The 22,384-nt window shown below is 70.0% G+C and carries 20 protein-coding genes and 1 riboswitch; of the genes, 9 read left to right on the top strand and 11 right to left on the bottom strand.

The features are described from left to right. Positions 1–16 precede the first annotated feature (16 nt). From ACI2JZ_RS09000 to ACI2JZ_RS08990, 3 genes are all read left to right on the top strand, one after another. The gene (locus tag ACI2JZ_RS09000; protein ID WP_404597269.1) at positions 17–1,084 is read left to right on the top strand and encodes a PLP-dependent cysteine synthase family protein; all 1,068 of its coding nucleotides are present in this window, start codon (positions 17–19) and stop codon (positions 1,082–1,084) included. 256 nt (positions 1,085–1,340) lie between these two features. After that, positions 1,341–1,850 (top strand): glycine cleavage system protein R, encoded by a 510-nt coding sequence (locus ACI2JZ_RS08995; protein WP_404597268.1) that lies wholly within the window; start codon positions 1,341–1,343, stop codon positions 1,848–1,850. Between the two features lie 88 nt (positions 1,851–1,938). Next, positions 1,939–3,144: an aminotransferase class V-fold PLP-dependent enzyme gene (locus tag ACI2JZ_RS08990; RefSeq protein ID WP_404597267.1), complete on the top strand. Its 1,206-nt coding sequence runs from the start codon at positions 1,939–1,941 to the stop codon at positions 3,142–3,144. Between the two features lie 143 nt (positions 3,145–3,287). Here ACI2JZ_RS08990 and ACI2JZ_RS08985 read toward each other — a convergent pair whose 3' ends face one another. The 3 genes from ACI2JZ_RS08985 to ACI2JZ_RS08975 all read right to left on the bottom strand — a co-directional run bounded on the left by ACI2JZ_RS08985 (position 3,288) and on the right by ACI2JZ_RS08975 (position 6,639). Then, complete coding sequence (locus ACI2JZ_RS08985) at positions 3,288–4,301, bottom strand: aldo/keto reductase family protein (RefSeq protein WP_247633749.1); 1,014 nt, start codon at positions 4,299–4,301, stop codon at positions 3,288–3,290. A gap of 160 nt (positions 4,302–4,461) precedes the next feature. After that, the gene (locus ACI2JZ_RS08980; protein ID WP_404597266.1) at positions 4,462–5,979 is read right to left on the bottom strand and encodes a DUF4407 domain-containing protein; all 1,518 of its coding nucleotides are present in this window, start codon (positions 5,977–5,979) and stop codon (positions 4,462–4,464) included. 84 nt (positions 5,980–6,063) lie between these two features. Then, positions 6,064–6,639 (bottom strand): TetR/AcrR family transcriptional regulator, encoded by a 576-nt coding sequence (locus ACI2JZ_RS08975; RefSeq protein ID WP_404597265.1) that lies wholly within the window; start codon positions 6,637–6,639, stop codon positions 6,064–6,066. A gap of 66 nt (positions 6,640–6,705) precedes the next feature. Here ACI2JZ_RS08975 and ACI2JZ_RS08970 point away from each other — a divergent pair, with 66 nt between their 5' ends. Then, positions 6,706–7,332, top strand: coding sequence for an NAD(P)H-dependent oxidoreductase (locus ACI2JZ_RS08970; protein WP_404597264.1), 627 nt, complete (start codon positions 6,706–6,708; stop codon positions 7,330–7,332). Here the strand turns inward: ACI2JZ_RS08970 and rlmN are convergent. Beyond that, a complete protein-coding gene (gene rlmN, locus ACI2JZ_RS08965; RefSeq protein ID WP_404597263.1) occupies positions 7,281–8,582 on the bottom strand; it encodes a 23S rRNA (adenine(2503)-C(2))-methyltransferase RlmN in 1,302 nt (433 codons plus the stop codon). The two genes, ACI2JZ_RS08970 and rlmN, sit on opposite strands and share 52 nt — an antisense overlap. A 70-nt stretch (positions 8,583–8,652) precedes the next feature. Between rlmN and ACI2JZ_RS08960 the strand changes: the two genes are divergently transcribed. From ACI2JZ_RS08960 to ACI2JZ_RS08950, 3 genes are all read left to right on the top strand, one after another. Then, the gene (locus ACI2JZ_RS08960) at positions 8,653–9,123 is read left to right on the top strand and encodes a hypothetical protein (protein ID WP_247624429.1); all 471 of its coding nucleotides are present in this window, start codon (positions 8,653–8,655) and stop codon (positions 9,121–9,123) included. Positions 9,124–9,199: 76 nt separating this feature from the next. Then, complete coding sequence (locus tag ACI2JZ_RS08955; protein WP_247624428.1) at positions 9,200–9,838, top strand: bifunctional 4-hydroxy-2-oxoglutarate aldolase/2-dehydro-3-deoxy-phosphogluconate aldolase; 639 nt, start codon at positions 9,200–9,202, stop codon at positions 9,836–9,838. 7 nt (positions 9,839–9,845) lie between these two features. Next, positions 9,846–10,595 carry a sulfite exporter TauE/SafE family protein gene (locus tag ACI2JZ_RS08950; RefSeq protein ID WP_404597262.1) on the top strand — a complete coding sequence of 250 codons (750 nt, stop codon included), beginning with the start codon at positions 9,846–9,848 and terminating at the stop codon, positions 10,593–10,595. A 19-nt stretch (positions 10,596–10,614) separates the two neighbouring features. Here the strand turns inward: ACI2JZ_RS08950 and ACI2JZ_RS08945 are convergent, their stop codons facing one another. Both ACI2JZ_RS08945 and ACI2JZ_RS08940 read right to left on the bottom strand, forming a co-directional pair. Further along, positions 10,615–11,445 carry an NAD(P)-dependent oxidoreductase gene (locus tag ACI2JZ_RS08945; RefSeq protein WP_247624426.1) on the bottom strand — a complete coding sequence of 277 codons (831 nt, stop codon included), beginning with the start codon at positions 11,443–11,445 and terminating at the stop codon, positions 10,615–10,617. A gap of 36 nt (positions 11,446–11,481) precedes the next feature. After that, entirely contained in the window at positions 11,482–12,246 is a 765-nt protein-coding gene (locus ACI2JZ_RS08940; RefSeq protein WP_404597261.1) for an SDR family NAD(P)-dependent oxidoreductase, read from the bottom strand. Between the two features lie 127 nt (positions 12,247–12,373). Between ACI2JZ_RS08940 and ACI2JZ_RS08935 the strand changes: the two genes are divergently transcribed. Next, on the top strand, positions 12,374–13,099 hold the full coding sequence (locus tag ACI2JZ_RS08935) for a phosphotransferase (protein ID WP_404597260.1): 726 nt from the start codon (positions 12,374–12,376) through the stop codon (positions 13,097–13,099). A gap of 7 nt (positions 13,100–13,106) precedes the next feature. Here the strand turns inward: ACI2JZ_RS08935 and ACI2JZ_RS08930 are convergent, their stop codons facing one another. From ACI2JZ_RS08930 to ACI2JZ_RS08920, 3 genes are all read right to left on the bottom strand, one after another. Beyond that, positions 13,107–13,898, bottom strand: a complete 792-nt coding sequence (locus ACI2JZ_RS08930; RefSeq protein WP_336641645.1) for an energy-coupling factor transporter transmembrane component T — start codon at positions 13,896–13,898, stop codon at positions 13,107–13,109. Next, a complete protein-coding gene (locus ACI2JZ_RS08925; protein WP_404597259.1) occupies positions 13,895–15,352 on the bottom strand; it encodes an ABC transporter ATP-binding protein in 1,458 nt (485 codons plus the stop codon). Before ACI2JZ_RS08925 ends, ACI2JZ_RS08930 begins: the two co-directional genes overlap by 4 nt. Continuing rightward, entirely contained in the window at positions 15,352–16,056 is a 705-nt protein-coding gene (locus tag ACI2JZ_RS08920) for an ECF transporter S component (protein WP_404597258.1), read from the bottom strand. Before ACI2JZ_RS08920 ends, ACI2JZ_RS08925 begins: the two co-directional genes overlap by 1 nt. After that, positions 16,047–16,158, bottom strand: a riboswitch (TPP riboswitch). It overlaps the preceding gene by 10 nt. Positions 16,159–16,241: 83 nt before the next feature. On the opposite strand from ACI2JZ_RS08920, the gene ACI2JZ_RS08915 reads away from it, so the two are divergent. Further along, positions 16,242–17,873 carry a D-alanyl-D-alanine carboxypeptidase family protein gene (locus ACI2JZ_RS08915; RefSeq protein ID WP_404597257.1) on the top strand — a complete coding sequence of 544 codons (1,632 nt, stop codon included), beginning with the start codon at positions 16,242–16,244 and terminating at the stop codon, positions 17,871–17,873. 431 nt (positions 17,874–18,304) lie between these two features. Here ACI2JZ_RS08915 and ACI2JZ_RS08910 read toward each other — a convergent pair whose 3' ends face one another. Together ACI2JZ_RS08910 and ACI2JZ_RS08905 are read right to left on the bottom strand one after the other, a co-directional pair. Next, positions 18,305–20,578, bottom strand: a complete 2,274-nt coding sequence (locus tag ACI2JZ_RS08910; RefSeq protein WP_404597256.1) for an ABC transporter ATP-binding protein — start codon at positions 20,576–20,578, stop codon at positions 18,305–18,307. Continuing rightward, the gene (locus ACI2JZ_RS08905) at positions 20,575–22,302 is read right to left on the bottom strand and encodes an ABC transporter ATP-binding protein (RefSeq protein ID WP_404597255.1); all 1,728 of its coding nucleotides are present in this window, start codon (positions 22,300–22,302) and stop codon (positions 20,575–20,577) included. The genes ACI2JZ_RS08910 and ACI2JZ_RS08905 overlap by 4 nt, the downstream gene beginning before the upstream one ends. Positions 22,303–22,384: the final 82 nt, after the last annotated feature.

Genomic DNA, 22,384 nt, shown 5'->3' with positions numbered 1-22,384 from the left:
CGGGTACGCTCGAACGGTGGATTCCTGGACCAGCAACGCGATCGCTCTGCTGGAGGCCGATGCCAACCGCAGTGCCGACACCCACCTGCACGTCTTCCCGCTGCCCGCCGACTGGGGCATCGACCTGTACCTGAAGGACGAATCGGTGCACCCGACCGGGTCGCTCAAGCACCGCCTGGCGCGGTCGCTGATCCTCTACGGCCTCGTCAACGGACTCATCCGGGGCGACACGACCCTCGTCGAATCGTCGAGCGGTTCGACCGCCGTCTCCGAGGCGTACTTCGCCCGGATGCTCGGGCTCCCGTTCGTGACCGTCGTGCCGCGCTCGACCGTGCAGGAGAAGATCGACCTCATCGAGTTCTACGGCGGCACCTGCCACTTCGTCGACCGCGCCGAGGACATGTCGCCCGAGGCCCGCCGCCTCGCCGCCGACTGCCACGGCCACTACCTCGACCAGTTCACCTACGCCGAGCGCGCGACCGACTGGCGCGGCAACAACAACATCGCCGAGAGCGTGTTCAGCCAGCTGTCGCAGGAGCGGCATCCGATCCCCCGCTGGATCGTGGTCGGCGCCGGGACCGGCGGCACGAGCGCCACGTTCGGCCGGTACGTGCGCTACCGGCGGCACACGACCGAGATCGCGGTCGTCGATCCCGAGGGTTCGGCGTTCTACGACGGCTGGGCGGGAACGGCGGATGCTCCGGCCGGGCGCCCGAGCCGCATCGAGGGCATCGGTCGACCGCGCGTGGAGCCGTCGTTCGTTCCGAGCGTGATCGACGAGATGATCCGCGTGCCCGACGCCGGATCGATCGCGGCGATCCGTCTGCTGCGCGAGCGCACCCTGCACTGGGCGGGCGGGTCGACCGGCACGAACCTGTACGGCGCCTTCCAGCTGATCGCGCGCATGCGTGCCGCGGGTGAGACCGGGAGCGTGGTGACCCTGATCTGCGACAGCGGAGTCCGCTACGCCGGCACCTACTACTCCGACGAGTGGGTCGCGGCGCAGGGTTGGGACCTCGCCCCGCACCGCGCCCGCCTCGATGGCTTCCTCGACACCGGCCTCTGGACCGAGCTCGCCGACTGAGCGCCCTTCGTCTCGTCGCTGCGCTCCTCGCTCAGGGGCCGTTGCCCAGACCCGGTTCCTGAGCGAGCGCAGCGCGACGAGGGGCCCAGAGACTGGGTCCCTGAGCCTGTCGAAGGGTCCCACCCCGAGACGCCCCGTACCCAACTCAGGAACATCGTGTCGAAATCGGCTGATTCGGGCCGTTTCACGCGCCCCGGCATCCGTTCTTCCTGAGTTAGGCCCGGGCCGCTCGCGCCCCGCCGACTACGCTGACCCCATGACTACTCTGATCCTCACCGTCGCGGGTGCAGACCGTCCGGGCCTCGTCGCCGCCGTCGCCGATGCCGTCGATGCCCACGGGGGCAACTGGGAGAACAGCCGCCTCGCTGAGCTCGCGGGCACCTTCGCCGGGGTGATCGAGCTCTCGGTGGCCGCCGATCGGGTCGCCGAACTGCAGGCCGCGCTGCGCGCCCTGACCGGACTGCTCACGGTGACGATCCACACCGGATCGGATGCCGCGGCCCACCGCGACGCGAGTTCGATCTCGCTCTCGGTGCTGGGCAACGACCGCGCGGGGATCGTCCACGAGATCTCCGGCGTTCTGACCTCCCACGCGCTCAGCATCACGAGCATGGACACCGAGACGCGCGACGCCGCGATGGCCGGTGGGCGCCTGTTCGAGTCGACGGTCACGGCGACGGTGCCGGCATCCGCTGACCTCGATGCGCTGCGCACCGACCTCGAGAAGCTGGCGGCGGAGATCCAGGTCGACATCACACTCGCCTGACGGGTTCGCGCGCCGCGCGCCGCGCGCCTCTCGCCCGCGCCGCCGGATGACAGGCAGGAGCAGACAACAGAATGTGGAAAGCCCCGCGATGACAACCTTCCCCGCTCCCGTGGCGCTGCGGTCGTTCGCGCGGGCACGCGACGCGTGGCCCCTCGATCCCGCGACCGTGCACCTCAATCACGGTTCGTTCGGCGCTCCGCCGACCGCCGTGATCGAGCATCAGGATGCTCTGCGCCGCCAGGGCGACCTCAATCCCGTCGCGTGGTTTCCGGCTCTCGGCGAGCGCACGCGCGAGGCCCGCGAGCGCACGGCACGTTTCGTGGGTGCGCGCGCCGATGACGTCGCCTTCGTGCCGAACGCCTCGGCCGCGGCGACCGTGGTCTACAACGCGATGCACCTCGAACCCGGAGACGAGATCATCGTCACCGATCACGGATACGGCGCGGTGACGATGGGCGCGGAGCGGTTGGCGCGCCGCACGGGTGCGACCGTCCGCACGGTGGCGATCCCGCTGCTCGCCTCCGACGACGAGGTCGTCGACCGATTCGCCGCCGAAATCGGCGATCGTGCGCGCCTAGTGGTGGTCGATCAGATCACGTCGCCGACGGCACGGCTGATGCCGACGCGACGCATCGCTGACATCGCCGCGCACCACGGTGCACGCACGCTGATCGATGGTGCGCACGCGCCGGGCCTCCTCCCGGATGCCGCGTCGGCGGCGGGCGGCACGTGGTGGTTCGGCAATCTGCACAAGTGGCCGTGCGCGCCGCGCGGGTCTGCGCTGCTGGTGACGACCGCCGCGGATCGCGACGACCTCTGGCCGCTGATCGACTCGTGGAACGCGCACGATCCCTTCCCCTCGCGCTTCGACTACCAGGGCACGATCGACGCGACCGGGTATCTCGCGACGCCAATCGCGATCGAGTTCGTCGAGCGCGAGATCGGGTGGGAGCGCACGCGCACGGTCATGACCGAGATGGCGGATGCCGGGGCCGAGGCGATCGCGGCGGCGTTCCGTCGCTTCGCCGATGCGGAACCGCTCACGCCGGTCCCCTCGCCGGTCCCGTCGATGCGACTGATCCGCCTGCCGCCCGGGCTGGGGGCGACCCGGGAAGAGGCGGATGCGCTGCGCGCCGAGATCCTCCCCGCGACCGGCATCGAGACCGCATTCACGAGCTTCGGAGGTGCCGGGTACGTGCGACTCTCGGTGCACCTCTACACCGAGGCATCCGACATCGAGCGGTTCGTCGATGTCGCAGTGCCGTGGCTCGTGGCGCGCGCCGGCATCCGCTGACCGTCCGCAACACCGTCGACGCGTCTGCGGGCGCCGAGACCCATCGCCCCCGGCTTCAATCCCCGAAGCCCCTCCCACACGACGAGGCCCCCTGCCGCGGTGTGCGATAGGGGGCCTCGTACGTGTGCGTCAGACGCGGATGCTCAGACCAGGCGGGTCTTCGGCGAGGTCGAGTAGGTGTGCTCGGCGTCGCGGTTGACGGTGTCGCCGAGGGCGGTGTCGATCGCCGCCATCGTGTCGGCGTCGAGCTTCACTCCCGATGCCTTGACGGTGTCGGCGAGCTGCTCGGGGCGCGATGCTCCGACCAGGGCTGCCGCGATGTTCGGGTTCTGCAGCACCCAGGCGATCGCGAGCTGCGGCATCGTGAGACCCGCCTGCTCGGCGATCGGCTTGAGGCGCTGGACCGCGGTGAGGATGTCGTCCTGCAGGAAGTTCTTGATGAAGTCGGCACCGCTGTGCGGGTCGGTCGCGCGCGAACCCTCGGGCACGGGCTGACCGGGCAGGTACTTGCCGCTGAGCACGCCCTGCGCCATCGGCGACCAGACGATCTGCGAGATGCCGAGCTCTTCGGAGGCCGGAACGACCTTGCCCTCGATGACGCGCCACAGCATCGAGTACTGGGGCTGGTTCGAGATGAGCTGGATGCCGAGCTGCTGGGCGAGCGCGTGGCCCTCGCGCAGCTGCTCGGCCGTCCACTCCGAGACACCGATGTAGAGCGCCTTGCCCTGGCGGACGACATCGGCGAAGGCCTGGAACGTCTCCTCGAGCGGGGTCTCGTAGTCGAAGCGGTGCGCCTGGTAGAGATCGACGTAGTCGGTGCCGAGACGGGTCAGTGAGCCGTTGATCGACTCCATGATGTGCTTGCGGCTGAGGCCGGTGTCGTTCGGGCCCTTGGGGCCGGTCGGGAAGTAGACCTTGGTGAAGATCTCGAGGCCTTCGCGGCGCTGCCCCTCGAGGGCCTTGCCGAGCACGACCTCGGCCGCGGTGTTGGCGTAGGTGTCGGCGGTGTCGAACGTGGTGATGCCGGCGTCGAGCGCCGCGTGCACCGTCTTGACGGCGGCATCGTCGCCGACCTGAGAGGCGTGGGTGACCCAGTTGCCGTAGGTGATCTCAGAGACCTTGAGACCACTGTTGCCGAGATAGCGATAGTTGACCATGTTCTAACGCTAGCGCCGGTCGCCGACACCGCGGGTCGGTTTCCGTGACCGGTCTCAGACCGAGCCTGAGAACCCGCCGCCATCGCGAGGAGTCAGGACACGCCGCTCACTCGGCATCCGTTGCGGCGTGTCTTGACCCCTCACCGAGGGATGAAACCCCTCAGCTCGTGCGCGCCGTCGTCTCGGTCACCGCGGCCGACTGCGTCTGCACGATCGAGGCGCGATCAGCGAAGCCCTCGGCGGTGACCTTGTCGAGCGCGACCTGCTTGCGGATCGCCGCAGCCTTCTCGTAGAGGCTCGGGTCGCCGTACGAGGTGAGCACCTTCACCAGCACGGGCAGCAGCTCGATCATGAAGAACAGCGCGGCGATGAGGATGTGCGCCCAGAGGATCGTGGGCTCCTTCTCGCTCAGGCGGTTCAGCCCGCTGATCTGGCTGAGGAGTCCGGTCGCTCCGGCGTTGCCCTGCGCCACGGCATCCGCTCGGGCGTTGTAGGCCGCGAGCGCCTGGTCGTAGGTGTCGCGTGCGGCGGGCAGCTGGTCCTGCGCGGTCTGGCGGTTCGTCGCCTCGGAGGTCGAGGTGTTCTCCTTCGCGGCGGTGCCGGCCGTGGCGAGCTCCTCGTTCGCGACGCGCAGCTGCTCGGCGAGGCCGTCGTAGGTCTGCTGGGCCTGGGCGAGCTGGGCCTGGGCGGCGTCGGAGCTCGCGCCCTCGCCGTTCACCCCGGTGCAGCCGGGCACCGTGCCCGCGCCCTCGCCGGTGAGTTCGCACTGGTAGAGCGCGCGGGCCTGGTCGATGACGGTCTGCTGATCCGCGAGCTTGGTCGTGAGGTCGTCGACGGTCGCTTGGGCGGCGGATTCGGATGCCGACGACGAATCGGTTCCCGCCACGATGCCCGTCGCCGCCTGGTTCTCGAGCTCGGCGACCTTGGCGGTCGCGGCGTCGAGAGCGATCTTCTCGGGGCCGGACTCGAGGGCCTCCTGGTCGGTCTGCGACTGCGTGATGTTGGTCGAGGCGACCTCGCGGGCGATGTCGTTGTGGAACACCTGCAGCACGAGCGGCTCGGCGACCACGAATCCGATGATCGCAGCCATGATCACTCGGGGGATCGCGAGGCCGATGAGGCGCCACACGTTGCGCGTCGACGCCATGGTCGAGGTGAGGAACCGATCGAGGTTGAAGATGATGAGCGCCCAGACGAGCGCGAGCGGAACGGCCAGCCAGATCGCGGCCCCCACGCCGGTCGTGAGCGCGAACAGCATCGAGATCGCCGAGACCAGGGCGGTGCCGGCGAGCACGAAGAACATCTGCACGAAGCGCGGCGTCTCGCCGGGGACGCGGTCGAGGATCTCGCCCTCGGCCCCGCCGAGGATCGCGAGCTGCCGCAGGCGCGAGCCCGGGGTGCGGGGCGCGCGGGGCCTGCGCTCGCGCGGCGGGCGCGGCGCGCGAGCGGACTTCGACGGCGCGGATGCCGCGGCATCCGCTTCTGCCGAGTCGTCGGCGGTCTCCGGGCGCGGGGTCTCGCGCGTGGCGGAGTCCGTGATGAACGGCTCGTCGGCGGAACCTGTGGGCTCGTACTCGCGCAGGAAGTCGAGGTCATCCGTCGCGGCGTTCGGGTCGCCGTCGATGATGATCCGACCCTGCGAGTCGAAGCGACCCGGTCGGTGGGCGGAATAGGGCATCCCGACAATCTACGAAAGGTCGCCTGTGCGCACGGTGGAAGAAGGCTTTGACGGCTCCCAGGTTCGGCAGGGGCGCGCTCCGGATCACACCCCGGCGGGCAGCAGCCTGCCGAGAAGAGCCTCGTAGGAGACGAGGGCGTCATCGAGGCCGAAGTGCCCGGCGGCGGCGAGGGTGCCGAGGCCGTGGATGAGACCCCAGAGCGCGACGACGTCGGTGGGTCGGTCGAGTCCGGTGGCGGCGGCCGCTGCGGCGAGCGCTCCTTCGAGCGCATCGATCAGCGGGGCCATCGTCGCGGTGGGCGAGCCCGGCACGCAGACCGTGGGGTCGTAGACGGCGTCGAAGGCATGCGGATGCTCGACGGCGAAGCGGATGTAGGCCTCGCCGCCCGCGGCGAGCGCCGCCCGCGGGGTCGCGGCATCCGTCGTCGCGTTCTGCACCTGGGCGAGCAGATCGGCCATGCTGCGCTCGGCGATCGCCTTGAGCAGACCGAGACGATCGGAGAAGTGGTGGTACGGCGCGTTGTGGCTGACGTCGGCGGCGCGAGCGACCTCGCGCAGGCTGATGTCGGCGGCCGGCATCCGCTCGAGCAACTGCATCGCGGCGTCTTCGAGGGCGCGCGCGAGATCGCCGTGGTGGTACCCCGTCTTCGAACTTGACATGAGCAATATTGTCTCCTATCTTGACACTGTCCACCTGCTTGACACTGTCCAGATTGGAACCGACGCATGACCGCTCTCGTGATCGACGGCCACCCGTACGCCGAATCCCTCACCGCTTCGCTCGCGCAGCGCTACGCCACAGGTCACGGCGATGCCCGCGTGCTCGCCCTGCGCGACCTCGACTTCGACCCGCACCTGCGCTTCGGATACCGGCAGCGCATGACCCTCGAAGCCGACCTGCTCGACGCCAAGCGGGCCCTCGCCGAGGCGCAGACGATCGTCATCGCGACACCGCTGTGGTGGGGGTCGGTGCCGGCGCTGCTCAAGGGCTTCTTCGATCGCGCCCTGCTGCCGCAGCAGGAGTACCACTACTCGCCGCAGGGGCTGCCGATCGGTCTGCTCACCGCACCGCACGGACGCCTGCTGCTGCTCGCCGACACCCCCTGGTACGCGGCACCCTTCACGGGACTGCCGGCGCAGCGCCAGGTGGTGCGCAACACGATGCGGTTCTGCGGCATCCGATCGGTGCGCGCGCACCGGATGCTCGGCGTCAAGAACGCCTCAGCCGAGAGGATCGGGCGCTGGCTCGAGGATGCCGAACGACTCGGCGCCGCGGATGGGCGCCGCGATGCGCGGCGCGGTCAGGCCATCGCGGCCGAGGCCGCTTCGTCCTCCGTCGTCGCGACGAGCTGACCGCAGGCGCCGTCGATCTCCTTGCCGCGGGTGTCGCGGAGGGTCGTCGGGATGCCGGCGTCGTTGAGGCGGCGCACGAACTCGGCCGTGACGTCCTTCTCCGAGGAGGTCCAGATCGACCCCGGCGTCGGGTTCAGCGGGATGGGGTTCACATGCACCCATCCGCGACCGCGCTGGTTGAGCTTCTCGGCGAGGAGATCGGCGCGCCAGGCGTGGTCGTTCATGTCCTTGATGAGCGCGTACTCGATCGAGACGCGGCGACCGGTCTTCTCGTAGTAGTTGTAGGCGGCGTCGAGGGCCTCGTCGACCTTCCAGCGGGAGTTCACCGGGATGAGCTCGTCGCGCAGGTGGTCGTCGGGCGCGTGCAGCGACAGCGCGAAGGTGACCGGGATGCCCTCGTCGGCGAGCTTCCTGATCGCGGGCACGAGGCCGACGGTCGAGACGGTGATGCCGCGGGCGCTCATGCCGAGCCCCTCGGGCTGCGGGGCGACCATGATGCGCACGGCATCCATCACCCGCTTGTAGTTGGCGAGCGGCTCGCCCATGCCCATGAAGACGATGTTGGAGACGCGCTCCATGCTGTGGTCGTCGGACTTCTTGCCGCCCAGGCCGCCCTCGGCGATGAGGCGGTTGGCGCGCACGATCTGCTCGACGATCTCGGCCGTCGACATGTTGCGCGTGAGGCCCGCCTGGCCGGTCGCGCAGAACGGGCAGTTCATGCCGCAGCCGGCCTGGCTCGACACGCAGAGCGTGATGCGGCCGGGGTAGCGCATGAGCACCGACTCGACGAGGGCGCCGTCGTGCAGGCGCCAGAGGAACTTGATCGTGTCGCCGCGATCGGTCTCGAGACGGCGCACCTCGGTCATGAGCGGCGGCAGCATGCCGGCGACCAGCTCGTCGCGGATGCCGGCCGGGAGGTCGGTCATGTGCGCGGGGTCGGACGTGTAGTGCCGGAAGTAGTGGGTCGCGAGCTGCTTGGCGCGGAAGCCGGGCAGGCCGAGCTCCTTCACCTTCTCGACGCGCTCCTCGGGCGTGAGGTCGGCGAGGTGCACGGGCGGCTTGCCGCGCTTGGGGCTGGCGAACTGCAGCAGCGGGCGCCCCTCGGCGTCCTTCTGCTGGGTCCAGCCCTCGGTCGCCGGGCGCACCTGGGTGGGGCCCGTGGTGCGCACCTTTCCCTGGGCGGGTCGACCCTCGAGGGCGGACGCGGATGCTGCGGGGCGCGTCTCGCGCGTGCGGGGGTTCTCGGTCATACCTTCCAGGGTACCGGCGAGCGGGTGGGAGACGGCTGGACTGTCGGGGTCCCTGCCTAGACTGACCGGCATGGACTTCGTGTGGATCATCGGGATCATCGTCGGCGCGATCATCGTGATCGCCATCGTGGCCGCAGCCCTGCGGGGCATGCGGCCGAAGGTGCCCGAGGTCACCCCGGGCGTTCCGGTGCCGATCGCCCCCGAAGTGGTCGCGAAGATCGACGATCTGGTGCGCGCCGACAGCAAGATCGTCGCGATCAAGACCCTGCGCGAGCACACCGGCGAGAGCCTGCAGTCCGCGAAGCGCCGCATCGACCACTGGCGGGTCGGCGCCGCCCCCGCGACGACCGCGATCCCGATCCAGCCGCCCGTCTTCCACGACGTCGGGTCGCTGCGCGCCTCGCTGCCGTCCGAGGCGGTGGCCGAGATCGACCGGCTCGTCTCCGCCGAGCAGCAGATCGCCGCGATCAAGCTGCTGCGTGAGGAGGCCGGCCTCGGCCTCAAGGAGTCGAAGGACCTGATCGACGCCTGGCGTGCCTGAGCGGGCCCGGACGCGCCCGTTGTAATGACAAGTTGGCGTCGGCGAGAATAGAACGACCCCCACCACAAGGAGCATGATGTCCGACCGCCTCACCCGTGCCCGCGCCACCGGAGTCCTCGCCGTGCTCCGCGCCTCGACCCCCGAGCTCGCCCTCGAGGCGTCCGAGGCCATCATCCGGGGCGGAGTGACCGGTATCGAGGTCACGTTCTCGACCCCCGATGCGCCCGCCGTCATCCGCGAGCTCATCGCCCGGCACGGCGACGCCGCCTACGTCGGCGCCGGCACCGTCACCACCGCCGAGCAGGCCGCCCTCGCCGCCGATGCGGGCGCCGAGTTCCTCGTGAGCCCGGGCACGCTCCCCCACCTCACGCGCAGCATGCTCGACACCGGCCGCGTCGTGATGACCGGCGCCATGACCCCCACCGAGGTCATGGGCGCGCTCGAACTCGGGGTCGACGTCGTCAAGATCTTCCCCGCGTCGCTCGGCGGCCCCTCGTACCTGGGCGCCCTGCGCGGCCCGTTCCCCGAGGCTCCCCTCATGCCCACCGGTGGCGTGAACCCCGACAACCTCGCCGACTGGTTCGCTGCCGGCGCCGTGGCCGTCGGAGCCGGAGGCGACCTCGCCAACGGCGCCTCGCTCAAGGCCCAGGACTGGGCCGACATCGAGAAGCGCTCCGCTCGCTTCGCCGCCGCCCTCGCGGCCGTCCGCGCCTGACGTCTCGGTGATCGCCCTCGACCCGTGGGCGTGGGCCGCGCTGGCCCTCGCCGCGGTGACGATCGGCATCTCGAAGACGGCGCTTCCGGGCGGCAGCATCCTCGCGATCGCCCTTTTCGCGGCCGTGCTGCCGGCGCGCACCTCGACCGCGGCCATGCTGCTGCTGCTGATGGTCGGCGATGTGTTCGCGCTCATCGCCTACCGCCGGCACGCGCACTGGCCGACGCTGCTGCGCCTCGCACCGGCCGTCGTGCTGGGACTCCTGGCCGGCTTCGCGTTCCTCGCGCTCACCGGTGACGGCGTCGTGCGGCGCGCGATCGGCGTCATCCTGCTGGTCATGATCGCAGTGACGCTCTGGCGACGGTGGCGGCAGAACAGGGCGGATGCCGTGGCTCCCGCCCGCGGGGGCATACTGCTCGCCGGCACCTACGGCACGCTCGGCGGATTCACGACGATGGTCGCGAACGCCGGCGGCCCGGTGATGTCGATGTACTTCCTCGCGACGCGCACCCCGGTGCAGGTGTTCCTCGGCACCTCGGCGTGGTTCTTCGCGATCATCAACCTCGTCAAGGTGCCGTTCCTCGCGGGACTCGGACTCTTCGAGGGGCAGGTGCTGCTGATGGATGCCGCGCTCGCCCCGCTCGTCGTCATCGGCGCGCTCATCGGGCTCGCCGTCGCGAAGAGGCTCGATCAGCGACTCTTCGACCGCATCGTCATCGTGCTCACGGTGCTCGGCGCGGTGTACCTGCTCTTCTGAGCTCCCGCGACGTCCCGGCTCAGTCGAGGAAGATGTCGGGGAACAGCGCCGCGTCGGGAGTGCCCGGGATCGCGGCGTAGCCCGAGAAGTCGGTCACCCCTGCAGCCTCGAGCACGTCCTCGACGATGAGCGTCTGCCCCGTGTACGACCCGGCGGGCTGCAGGAGCACCTGGTACGCGGCATCCGCGTAGATGTCGGGGGTGCGACTCGCGGCCATGACCTTGTCGCCGCCGAGCAGGTTCTGCACCGCCGCGGTCGCGATGGTCGTACGCGGCCAGAGCGTGTTCGCGGCGATGCCGTCACGCGCGAACTCCGCCGCGAGACCCAGCGTCGCCATCGTCATCCCGAACTTCGCGAGCGTGTAACCGGTGTGCGCACCGAGCCACTTCGGCGTGGGGTTGAGCGGCGGGGAGAGCGACAGGATGTGCGGGTTCTCGGCATCCTTCAGCATCGGCACGGCCGCGCGCGACAGCATGAACGTGCCGCGCACGTTGACGTCCTGCATCAGGTCGTACTTCTTGGGATCGAGGTCGAGCGACCGCGAGAGGTCGATGACGCTGGCGTTGTTGACGACGATGTCGATGCCGCCGAACTCGCCCTGCGTCTTCATCACGGCCTCGGTGATGTCGGAGTCGTCACGCACGTCGCCGACGATCGCGAGCGCCTGCCCGCCGGCCGCGCGGATCTGCTCGGCCGCCGTGTGGATCGTCCCCTCGAGCTTGGGATGCGGGGTGTCGGTCTTCGCGAGCATGGCGATGTTCGCGCCGTCGGCTGCGGCGCGCAGCGCGATCGCGAGTCCGATCCCGCGGCTGCCGCCGGACATCAGGATGGTCTTTCCTGCGAGTGACATGGGTCTCCTTCTGGGTCGGATGCCGGTGCGGGCGGGTTACTTCGGCGCCATGCGGATCGCGCCGTCGAGGCGGATCGTCTCGCCGTTGAGGTAGTCGTTCTCGACGATGTGCTGCACGAGGGCGGCGTACTCGTCGGGGCGCCCGAGCCGTGAGGGGTGCGGCACCTGCTGGCCGAGGGATTCCTGCGCGGCCTGCGGCAACCCCATGAGCATGGGGGTCTCCATGATTCCGGGGGCGATGGTGACCACGCGGATGCCGTAGCGGGCGAGCTCGCGGGCGACCGGCAGGGCCATCGCGTGCACACCGCCCTTCGACGCGGCGTACGCGGGCTGGCCGATCTGGCCATCGAAGGCGGCGACGCTGGCGGTGTTGACGATGACGCCACGGGTGTCGGTGTCGCTGTCGACGGGGTTCTTCACGATGACGGCGGATGCCTGCGACAGCACGTTGAACGTGCCGACGAGGTTGATGCGCACGATGCGCTCGAAGTCGGCGAGCACGGCCGGGTTGCCGTCTCGGTCGAGCACCTTCGCGGGCGGCGCGATGCCGGCGCAGTTGACCACGACGCGCAGCGGGGCGACGGCCTGCGCCTGGGCGACGGCATCCTGCACCTCGTCGACGCTGGTGACGTCGGCGGGCACGAAGAGTCCGCCGAGTTCGTCGGCGATCTCGGCGCCCTTCGACGTCGAGAGGTCGATGATCGTGACGTGGGCGCCGTCGGCGGCGAGCCGACGTGCGGTGGCGAGGCCCAGACCCGAGGCGCCTCCGGTGATGAGCGCGCCCTGTCCACTGATCTGCATGGTGTTCTCCTTCGAACGTCGTCGTGCGACTGAGTTTCAGCCTACGTGGTTCTTGGTGTCACCACGATCCCCGGGGGTAAGGCCGTGTGTCAGCGAGCCTACGGGGTCGGCACGGCAGACTGGAGGGATGAGCATCCCCGACGCCCACATCGAGATCCCCGCGCGCGTGCGCGACCTCGCCGGCCGCGCAGCCGTGACCCCGGTGTGGCGCAACGGCATCGGGGGCCTCACGTTCCGCACCGACGACGGGCGTTACATCAAGTGGGGTCCGCTCGACGACGAGGCGAACATGCACGATGAGGCCGAGCGGATGCGCTGGGCCCGCCGCTGGATCAGGGTGCCCGAGGTGCTCGCCCAGGGCGAGGACGACGCGCACGAGTGGCTCGTCACCCGCGCGATCGATGCGTTCAGCGCCGTCGATCCGCGCTGGGATGGCAAGGCTGAGATCGCAGTACCCGCCGTCGGTCGCGCCCTGCGGATGCTGCACGACACCCTCCCCGTCGCCGACTGCCCGTGGGAGTGGAGCGTGCACTGGCGTGTCTCGAACGCCGCCGAGCGCGGGGTCGTCGTGCCGCCCGAGCTGCACGAGGCCCCGCCGATCGACCGCCTGGTCGTGTGCCACGGCGATGCCTGCATGCCCAACACACTCCTCGACGCCACAGGTGAGCCCGCCGCCCACGTCGATCTCGCCGCCCTCGGTCTCGCCGACCGGTGGGCCGACCTCGCCGCCGCGGCCATGAGCACCGGATGGAACTTCGGCCCCGGCTGGGAGGACCCGCTGCTCGAGGCGTACGGCGTCGAACGCGACGACGAGCGGCTCGAGTTCTACATGCGGCTCTGGAACGAGACCTGAGCGACGGCTAGGAGCTCGGCCCGAGGATGAAGTTCCACGCGCCGGTCGCGATCGCGGCGGCCACGGCCACCCCGGAGATCGTGAGACCGACCGCGAGCAGCATCCATTCGGCCGCCCCGAACCGCGACTCGCGCGCCCACGTGCGCCGACCGGGGGCTCCGAAGCCGCGGGCCTCCATGGCGGTGGCGAGCTTCGCGCCCCTGCGGATCGAGAGCACGAGCAGGGCGAACGCCATGCCGAAGAACCGGCGGATGCGTCCCCGATCGGCGACTCCGCGGGCCCGGCGCGCGAGTTCGAGCGCCCGCCAGTCATCGAGGAACAGCCCGATCATGCGCAACCCGGCGAGCGCGCCCAGCACGAACCGGGCGGGCAGCTTCAGCACCTGAGCGAGTCCGTCGGCGAGGTCGGTGGGGTCGACCGTGATGAACAGCACCACCGACGGCAGCGCGATGGCGAGCACGCGCAGGAAGGTCGCGAGAGCGAGCGCGAGCGACCCGTCGCTGATGCGCAGCACGAACCACTCGACGTAGATCGTGCCGCTCGTCTCGCCGTAGAGCGCGATCGTGACGGCGGTGAGGGGCGCCGCGAGCCAGACCGGCCAGGTGCGCAGCCAGAACTCGCGCCAGCCGATGCCGGCGAAGAAGAACAGCACGCACTCGAGCACGAGGGCGACGGAAGCCGACACCGGATCGAGCGTGAGGATCAGCGGGATCGCGATCAGCGCGCTCACCCCGAGCTTGGCGACAGGGTTGATGCCGGCGATGCGTCCGGTGCGGGCGGTGGTGTCGAGCACGGTCATCGGATGCCGCCCAGCTCGTAGCGTTCGGCGTGGAGCGCGCGGGCGACGTCGAGGTCGTGCGTGATCGTCACGATCGCGGTGCCCTCGTCGCGCAGGGCGGCGAGCATCGCGACGAGTTCGGCCCAGGTACGGGCGTCCTGTCCGAAGGTCGGCTCGTCGAGCACGAGCACCCGGGGCCGGGTCGCGAGGGCGGCGGCGACCGTCAGCCGACGTTTCTCGCCGCCCGACAGCGTGTAGGGGTTGGCGCGCGCGAGCCGGTCGAGGCGCAGCCGGTGCAGCAGCTCCTCGCTGCGTGCGGCGATCTCGTCTTCGGGCATGCCGAGAGCGCGCGGGCCGACCGCGAGCTCGTCCTGCACGGTTTTCGCCAGCAACTGATGCTCGGGCTCCTGGAAGACCATCCCGATACGGGTGAGCAGATCGCGCGAGGCCCAGTCGATCGGCGTCGATCCGATACCGGCGGCCAGGGCCGCGGATGCCGCGACCGCACCGCCCGCAGGCGGCAGGAGTCCCGCGAGCGTGAGCCCGAGGGTCGACTTGCCGGCACCGTTCGGCCCGGTGATCGCGAGCGCCTGTCCTGCCCGCACGTCGAGGTCGATGCCGGTCGCCACGGGCTTCCCCTTCACGCGGGCGACGGCGAGATCGCGGGCCGAGATCAGCACCTCGCCGGACGCCGACAGCGGAGCGGGCGGAGCATCCGGAACGAACCCCGGCACCCACACCCCGTCGGCCGCGAGCCGGGCGCCCTCGACGCCGAGTACGTGCGCGGGCGGTCCGTCGGCCACGACCCCGCCCTGCCCGACCACGATCACCCGCGTGATCAGCGGCAGCCATACGTCGAGGCGGTGCTCGACGACGATCAGCGTCGCGGGGTGCGCCTGCAGCATCCGCTCGACCGCGTCGCGCACCTCGACCACGCCCTCGGGATCGAGGTTGGCCGTCGGCTCGTCGAGCAGCACGAGCCCCGGCCGCATCGCGAGGATGCCGGCGAGCGCGAGCCGCTGCTTCTGCCCGCCCGACAGCGCCTTGGTCGGTCGATCGAGCGGCACGTCGAGGCCGACCGCGTCGAGCGCCTGCGTCACGCGCGGCCAGATCGCGGCGCGCGGGATGCCGAGGTTCTCGCACCCGAAGGCGACGTCGTCACCGACCCGGGCGAGGATCACCTGCGAGTCGGGATCCTGGAGCACGAGCCCCGTGCGCCCGCGCGTGGACGCTGCGGGGATGCCGTCGACGAGGAGCGAGCCCTGGGCTTCGCCCTCCTCGTCGCCGCCGAGCACCCCGGCGAGTCCCTGCAGCAGCGTCGACTTGCCGGCACCGGACGCGCCGAGCACCAGCACGCGCTCCCCCGGCTCGATCCGGAACGAGACGTCCTGCAGCGCCCAGGCCAGACGGCTGGCATGACGCCAGCCCCACGCGGTCGCCTCGACCGTCGCGGGGCCGGCCTGATCGATCGTCATCAGACGCGGACGCGCGCCTCACGGCCCGAGCCGAAGCGATCGAGCGCTCCCGTGGCCGCGATGCCGCGCGCCAGCACCCACGACAGGGCCCCGGCGATCACCGCGCCCGACACGACCGTGCTGATCAGATAGATCACCGTGAACTCGGTGCCCGACCCCGCGTACCAGAGGATGAGGTTGTTGATACCGCCGGCGAGGGCCGCGCCCGCTCCGGCGAGGATCGCGACGGGCAGCGACCAGCGACGGTAGAAGAACAGCAGGAAGATCAGCTCGGCGCCGAGGCCTTGCACGAGCCCGGCCTCGAGCGTCAGGAACCCGCCCCACTGGTTGCCGATCAGGGCCGACACGACCGCGGCGAGCAACTCGACGTAGATCGCGGCGCCCGCCTTGCGGATGATGAGGCCGCCGAGCACACCGGCGAACAGCCACGGTCCGTCGAGCAGCCCCTGCAGGCCCGGGAGCAGCGGCTCGAGGAGCGCCTTCGGGCCGAGGTAGCCGACGTTCCACGCGAGGAAGATCAGCCCGGCGGCGACGCCGAGCACGCTGGCGACCACGATGTCGACGACGCGCCAACGCCAGATCGTGGTGGGTGCGCTCTTCGCGGATGCCAGCTTCGCGGCGGATGCCGGGTTGGATCCGGATGCCGGGTTGGGTGCCGTTTCGCCGGTGTTCTTCGCGGCGGATTCGGGCGTGGACGTACTCATCTGAACTCCTCCCTGCGCTGGCATGACCCAGATCAGGTTCGACGGTCGAAGCGCGATTCGCTCCCTCTCAGCCCGGCTCGCCGGACTCCCGTGGTTGTGCTGACCAGCATACCCGCGCGCCGACACCCGCGCCCGCCCGTGACGCATCGCCGCAGATCAGCCCGGGGATTGGGTACCGTAATCGAGTGACCGCCGCTCATCCCACCGACGCCGCCACCGCCGCCGTGCCCGATTCCGGCGCGGCTGCGACCGACGCCCCGGGCGAACTCGAGCCGCCTGCGACGGCATCCGTGCCCGCCGTGGCGGATCCGGACGAGGCGAAGGCTGCCGGCGTCGAGGAGGCTGGTCCTGAAGGTACTGACGTCGAGGCTGCCGGTGCCGAGGCCGCCGGTGTCGAGGCATCCGGTGCCGAGGCATCCGATACTCCGGAGGCGAACGAGAGCGAGATCCCCGAGGCCGCATGGGCAGATGAGAAGCGCCCGGCCACGGCCCTGACTTGGATCGACACCGCCGCCGTCGCCGCAGGTTCCGCGGCGCGCACCTACGACGAGCCGTACGTCGAGGATCCCGCCGTCGCGATCATGCGCGGGGCCCGACTGCGCCCGGCGATCGCGAGCGCCCGCGTGCTCGTGCCGATCGGCATGGTTCTCGGTCTCGTCGGCGCATACGCCGGCACGACCATCCTCTGGCCGCTGCACGAGGTCGCCCCGACCGTTCATTCTGTCGAGTTCACCACCGTCGCCGCTCCCCCGGCCGCCGTGGCGTGGCCCGGCGTCGGCAGTGCAGCCGTCGGCGTGGGCGGCATCGGCTCGACGGCATCCTCGGTGGATCCGGCGAGCATCGCGAGCATCACCAAGGTGGTCAGTTCGCTCATGGTGCTCGACCGGATGCCCCTGGCCCTCGGCGAGCAGGGTCCCGAGTTCTCGTTCACCCGTGCCGACAGCCAGTCGTACTGGTCGTATCGGATGTCGGATCAGTCGTCGCTCGATGTGCCGGTCGGCGGAGTGCTCACCGAGTACCAGATGCTGCAGGGCACGCTGCTCGGGTCGGCGAACAACTACATCGACCGCCTCGCGCGGGAGATCTGGGGGTCGAACAGCGAGTTCGCGGCCGCCGCGGAGATCTGGCTGAGCGAGCGCGGTCTCAGCGACATCACGGTCGTCACGCCGTCGGGCTTCGACATCGGCAACGTCGCGACACCCGATGCCCTGGTGCGCCTGGGCGAGCTCGCGATGAAGAACCCGGTGTTCGCGGAGATCGTCGGCACCCCGGCCGTCGAGCTGCCCGGTGCGGGCCTCGTGACCAACACGAACGGCATGCTGGCCGACCCCGGTGTCGTCGGCATCAAGACCGGCACGCTGGTCGGGTGGAACCTGCTCACGGCGAAGAACGTGACCGTGGGCGACAGCACCGTGCAGCTCTACGCGGCGGTGCTGAATCAGGACGACGATGCCCAGCGGCTCGCGGCCACGCGCTCGCTGTTCGCCGAGGTCGAAGCGGCGCTCCTCGCCCAGGAACCCGCCGTTCCGGCCGGCACGGTCGTGGGTCAGGTGCGCACCGAGTGGGGCGCGGAGGTCGACATCGTGACGGATGCCGACGCCGACGTGCTGCTCTGGAACGGTGCCGCGGCGACGACCTCGACGAGCTTCTCGCTCGGGGATGCGCGGGAGGACGGCGACGCCGTGGGCTCGCTGAGCACGGCCGGCCCGATCGACGCGACCACGACGGAACTCGTGCTCGACGACGACGTCGAGGGCCCCAGCATCTGGTGGCGCCTCACGCATCCGATGAACCTGTTCGGCCTCGACTCGGAGTAGAGCCGGGGTTCCTGACTCCGTGAGGGGTCACAACACGCCGTGATCGCGCGCGCCCGTGAGGCGTGTTGTGACCCCTCACGTTCAGATTGCCTCCTCGCACGCCTGTCGCCCTCTGCCGCCCGCTCATCCGCAGGGAAGAACGACACGTGCAGGGAGAATCCCGCTGAACCTCCCTGCAGATGTCTTTTCTCCCTGCACGTGGTGCCGCGCCATCACGCCTGCACGGACGGATCACGTCCGCACGGCGAGACCCCCGGGATCGCCGTGCAGACGTGCGCGCTCCGTGCAGATGAGCCGGATCGGACGGATGCCGCGGCGGCGGGTTGTCGGGGCGACGGCGCCGCACGCGAAGCGCCCCGGCCCGCGGTTGCGGGTCGGGGCGCTTCGGGTGGGCGTGAGCCCGGGTGCTGCGGCGGGTCAGCCGCGGCGGGTCAGCCGTGGCGGGTGTCCCCCTCGGGAGACGGGTGCTCGATCACGGCCTGCGCCGCGGCAGCTTCGGCGGCGGGCTGCTGGGCTCCGACCGATGCGCCGGTGACGGCATCCGCTGCTGCGGCCTCGGCGGCATCCACGTCGTCGGCGTCGCCCGTGATGACGGTCGGCGTCGAGCCGGTGAGTGCCGCCTCGGCGTCGATGTCGGTCGCCGCCTGCTCGAACTGCGACTGGTACAGGCGCCAGTAGGCGCCCTGGGCGGCGATGAGTTCGTCGTGCGTGCCCTTCTCGACGATGTCGCCGTGCTCCATCACGAGGATGAGGTCGGCATCGCGGATCGTCGACAGGCGGTGAGCGATCACGAACGACGTGCGCCCCTCGCGGAGCGCCGCCATCGCGTTCTGCAGGAGCAGCTCGGTGCGGGTGTCGACGGCCGACGTGGCCTCATCGAGGATCAGGATCGACGGCTGGGCGACGAACGCCCGGGCGATCGTGATCAGCTGCCGCTCACCCGCCGAGACATTCGACGCGTCCTCGTCGAGCACGGTGTCGTACCCCTCGGGCAACGCGTGCACGAAGCGATCGACGTACGTCGCCTTCGCGGCCTCGAGCACCTCGTCATCGGTCGCGGTGGAACGTCCGTATCGGATGTTCTCGCGGATGCTGCCCGCGAACAGCCAGGGGTCCTGCAGCACCATGCCGGTGCGGGAACGCAGCTCGTCGCGCGTGACCTCCGAGATGTCCTGACCGTCGAGCAGGATGCGCCCTCCGTTCAGCTCGTAGAACCGCATGATCAGGTTGACGAGCGTGGTCTTACCCGCGCCGGTCGGACCGACGATCGCCACCGTCTGCCCCGGCTCGACCCGGAAGGAGAGATCCGTGATGAGCGGACGCTCGGGCGTGTACGAGAACGCGACGTTCTCGAACTCGACGACGCCCTTGCCCTCGTCGAGCGCGGGAGCGTCGACGTCATCGGCCTCCTGCTCCTCGGTGTCGAGCAGCTCGAACACGCGCTCGGCCGAGGCGGTTCCCGATTGCACGACCGCCGCCATTCCGCCCAGCTCCGACAGCGGCTGCGTGAACTGCTGCGAGTACTGGATGAACGCCTGCACGTCGCCGAGACGCAGCTGGCCGTTCGCGACCATGAGGCCGCCGAGCACCGCGATACCCACGTAGGTGAGGCTGCCGACGAAGGTCATCGCCGGCATGATGATGCCCGACAGGAACTGCGCCTTGAACGCGGCCTGGAAGAGCTCCTCGTTCTCGTCCTTGAACTTGTCGAGGGCGTCCTGCTCGCGGCCGAAGACCTTGACCAGCGCGTGGCCCGAGAAGGCCTCCTCGACGCGGGCGTTCAGCCGTCCGACCTTGCGCCACTGCGTGCCGAAGGCCTTCTGCGAACGCGGACCGATGACGCCGAAGATCACTCCCATGAGCGGAAGCGCCACCAGCGCGACGAGCGCCAGCTGCCACGAGATCGAGAACATGAGCACGAGCACGCCCACGACCGTGAGCACCGCGGTGATCGCGCCCGACAGCGACTGCTGCATGGTCTGCGTGATGTTGTCGATGTCATTGGTGACGCGGGAGATCAGGTCACCGCGCTGCACCTTGTCGAAGTACGACAGCGGCAGTCGGTTGATCTTCGCCTCGACCGATTCGCGCAGACGCCACATGGTGCGCACCATGATGACGTTGATGACGTAGCCCTGGATCCAGCTCAGGAACGCCGCGACCACGTAGATCGCGAGGACGGCGGCGATGACCCACCGGAGGGCGTCGAAGTCGACGCCGTCACCGACCTGGAAGTCACCGAGCGCGGCGACCTGGTTGGCGAAGTCGGTCTGGCCGCCCTGCCGCAACGCGTCGACGACGTCGTCCTGCGAGGTACCCGCGGGGAATCCGGGGAAGTCGCCGTTCGCCTGCCCGAGCTGCACCGAGATGAAGCCCTTGTAGATGAGGTTGGTCGCCTCGCCGAGCACCTTCGGAGCCGCCACCGTGAGCACGACGCCGATGGCGCCGAGGATCGACACGATCACGAACCAGACCGCCGAGGGCTTGAGCAGGCCGATCATGCGGCTGAAGCTCTTGCCGAAGTTGTCGGCCTTGCCGGGCGCGACGCTGTCCCAGCCGCCGCCGTCCTGCCTCGCCTTCTCGGCCAGCTCGGCCTCGTACTTCTCCTCGTCGGTCAGTTCGGGCTCGACGACGGCCGCGGTGCCCGCGGTCGCGCTCTTGGCTCCGCGACCGCGACGGGTACGTGAGGAGTTCTGCTCGCTCATGCGTCCACCCCCAGCTGCGACTCGACGATCTCTCGGTACGTCGTGCTCGTCTCGAGGAGTTCTTCGTGCGTTCCGACGCCGACCATGGTCCCGCCCTCGAGCACGACGATGCGATCGGCATCGGTGATCGACGAGACGCGCTGCGCGACGACGACCTTGGTCACGTGGGGAAGCTCCCTCCACAGCGCCTGTCGCAGACGGGCGTCGGTGGTGAGGTCGAGCGCCGAGAACGAATCGTCGAAGACGAGGATCTGCGGCTGACGCACGATCGCGCGAGCGATCGCCAAGCGCTGGCGCTGACCGCCCGAGACGTTGGTCCCGCCCTGGGTGATCCGCGATTCGAGCCCCTGCGGCATCTCCTCGACGAAATCACGGCCCTGCGCGATCTCGAGCGCGTGCCAGAGCTCGTCGTCGGTGGCGTCCTCACGGCCGTAGCGGAGGTTCGACGCGACCGTGCCGGTGAAGAGGAACGGGCGCTGGGGAACGAGTCCGATCGTCGCCCAGAGCGATTCGACATCGGCGGTGCGGACGTCGGCTCCTCCGACGAAGACGGCTCCGCCCGAGACGTCGAAGAGGCGCGGGATCAGCGAGACCAGCGTGGTCTTGCCGGCACCGGTCGATCCGACTATCGCGACGGTCTCACCGGGCTCCGCGGCGAAGCTGATGCCGGAGAGCACGGGGGCGTCGGCTCCGGGGTAGGTGAACTCGACGTCGTCGAACGCCACGGAACCCGGAGTCGGGAACGAGGTGACGCCGTTCGCCGGACGCTCCATGCTCGACGTCGTGTCGAGCACCTCGCCGATGCGCTCGGCCGAGACCGCGGCGCGCGGGATCATGATCGCCATGAAGCTGGCCATGATGACGCCGCCCATGATCTGTCCGATGTACTGCATGAAGGCGAAGATCGTGCCGACCTGCACCGTGCCGCTGTTGACCTCGACGCCGCCGAACCAGACGACCGCGACGACCGTGACGTTGAGGATGAGCATGAAGAGCGGGAACAGCAGCACGAACAGCGAACCCACCTTGCGCCCGACGACCATGATGTCGGTGTTCGCGCCGCGGAAGCGCTCCTCCTCGATGCGCTCGCGCACGAACGCGCGCACGACGCGCACGCCGGTGAGCTGCTCGCGCATGACGCGGTTCACGGTGTCGAGCTTGCCCTGGTAGCTGCGGAACAAGGGGACCATGCGGCTGACGACGAGTCCGGCGACGATCAGCAGGAGGGGGACTGAGACGGCGATGAGCCAGCTCAGGCCGATGTTGGTCTGCACCGCGAAGATGATGCCGCCGATCGCCAGCAGCGGTGCGGTGACGAGCATGGTGGCACCCATCATCGCCAGCATCTGCACCTGCTGAACGTCGTTGGTGTTGCGCGTGATGAGCGAGCCGGCGCCGAACTGCGACACCTCTCGCTCGGAGAATCCGCTCACCTTGCTGAACACGTCGGCGCGGATGTCGCGGCCGGCACCCATCGACGCGCGGGCGGCGAAGTACGTGGCGATGATCGACGCGATGATCTGACCGAGCGAGACCGCCAGCATGAGCAGACCGGTGCGCCAGATGTAGGCGGTGTCGGACTGTGCGACGCCTCTGTTGATGATGTCTTCGTTGAGACGCGGGAGATAGAGGGTGGCGATCGCGCTCGCGAACTGGAAGACCAGGACGGCGACGAGCAACCACTTGTAGCGGGACAGATACCGAATGAGAATTTTACCCAGCACAGGCGGACTTTCTGAGAGGTGAAGCTGTGGACTCAGGCGTGGGGGAAGGTGCCGACCGGGATCGGCCACAACAAAGCGTGAC

Origin of the sequence: Microbacterium sp. NPDC087868 (assembly GCF_044900755.1) — a bacterium.
Classification (GTDB): Bacteria; Actinomycetota; Actinomycetes; order Actinomycetales; family Microbacteriaceae; genus Microbacterium; species Microbacterium galbinum.
Note: the sequence above shows the minus strand (reverse complement) of the source record. Positions and strands in the feature narration are given on the sequence as shown.

Excerpts from the sequence above, each read along its gene's own strand:
- ACI2JZ_RS08995 (WP_404597268.1), top strand. The coding sequence starts at position 1,341 with ATGACTACTCTGATCCTCACCGTCGCGGGTGCAGACCGTCCGGGCCTC.
- ACI2JZ_RS08990 (WP_404597267.1), top strand. The coding sequence starts at position 1,939 with ATGACAACCTTCCCCGCTCCCGTGGCGCTGCGGTCGTTCGCGCGGGCA.
- ACI2JZ_RS08985 (WP_247633749.1), bottom strand. The coding sequence starts at position 4,301 with ATGGTCAACTATCGCTATCTCGGCAACAGTGGTCTCAAGGTCTCTGAG.
- ACI2JZ_RS08980 (WP_404597266.1), bottom strand. The coding sequence starts at position 5,979 with ATGCCCTATTCCGCCCACCGACCGGGTCGCTTCGACTCGCAGGGTCGG.
- ACI2JZ_RS08975 (WP_404597265.1), bottom strand. The coding sequence starts at position 6,639 with ATGTCAAGTTCGAAGACGGGGTACCACCACGGCGATCTCGCGCGCGCC.
- ACI2JZ_RS08970 (WP_404597264.1), top strand. The coding sequence starts at position 6,706 with ATGACCGCTCTCGTGATCGACGGCCACCCGTACGCCGAATCCCTCACC.
- rlmN (WP_404597263.1), bottom strand. The coding sequence starts at position 8,582 with ATGACCGAGAACCCCCGCACGCGCGAGACGCGCCCCGCAGCATCCGCG.
- ACI2JZ_RS08960 (WP_247624429.1), top strand. The coding sequence starts at position 8,653 with ATGGACTTCGTGTGGATCATCGGGATCATCGTCGGCGCGATCATCGTG.
- ACI2JZ_RS08955 (WP_247624428.1), top strand. The coding sequence starts at position 9,200 with ATGTCCGACCGCCTCACCCGTGCCCGCGCCACCGGAGTCCTCGCCGTG.
- ACI2JZ_RS08945 (WP_247624426.1), bottom strand. The coding sequence starts at position 11,445 with ATGTCACTCGCAGGAAAGACCATCCTGATGTCCGGCGGCAGCCGCGGG.
- ACI2JZ_RS08940 (WP_404597261.1), bottom strand. The coding sequence starts at position 12,246 with ATGCAGATCAGTGGACAGGGCGCGCTCATCACCGGAGGCGCCTCGGGT.
- ACI2JZ_RS08935 (WP_404597260.1), top strand. The coding sequence starts at position 12,374 with ATGAGCATCCCCGACGCCCACATCGAGATCCCCGCGCGCGTGCGCGAC.
- ACI2JZ_RS08930 (WP_336641645.1), bottom strand. The coding sequence starts at position 13,898 with ATGACCGTGCTCGACACCACCGCCCGCACCGGACGCATCGCCGGCATC.
- ACI2JZ_RS08925 (WP_404597259.1), bottom strand. The coding sequence starts at position 15,352 with ATGACGATCGATCAGGCCGGCCCCGCGACGGTCGAGGCGACCGCGTGG.
- ACI2JZ_RS08920 (WP_404597258.1), bottom strand. The coding sequence starts at position 16,056 with ATGAGTACGTCCACGCCCGAATCCGCCGCGAAGAACACCGGCGAAACG.
- ACI2JZ_RS08910 (WP_404597256.1), bottom strand. The coding sequence starts at position 20,578 with ATGAGCGAGCAGAACTCCTCACGTACCCGTCGCGGTCGCGGAGCCAAG.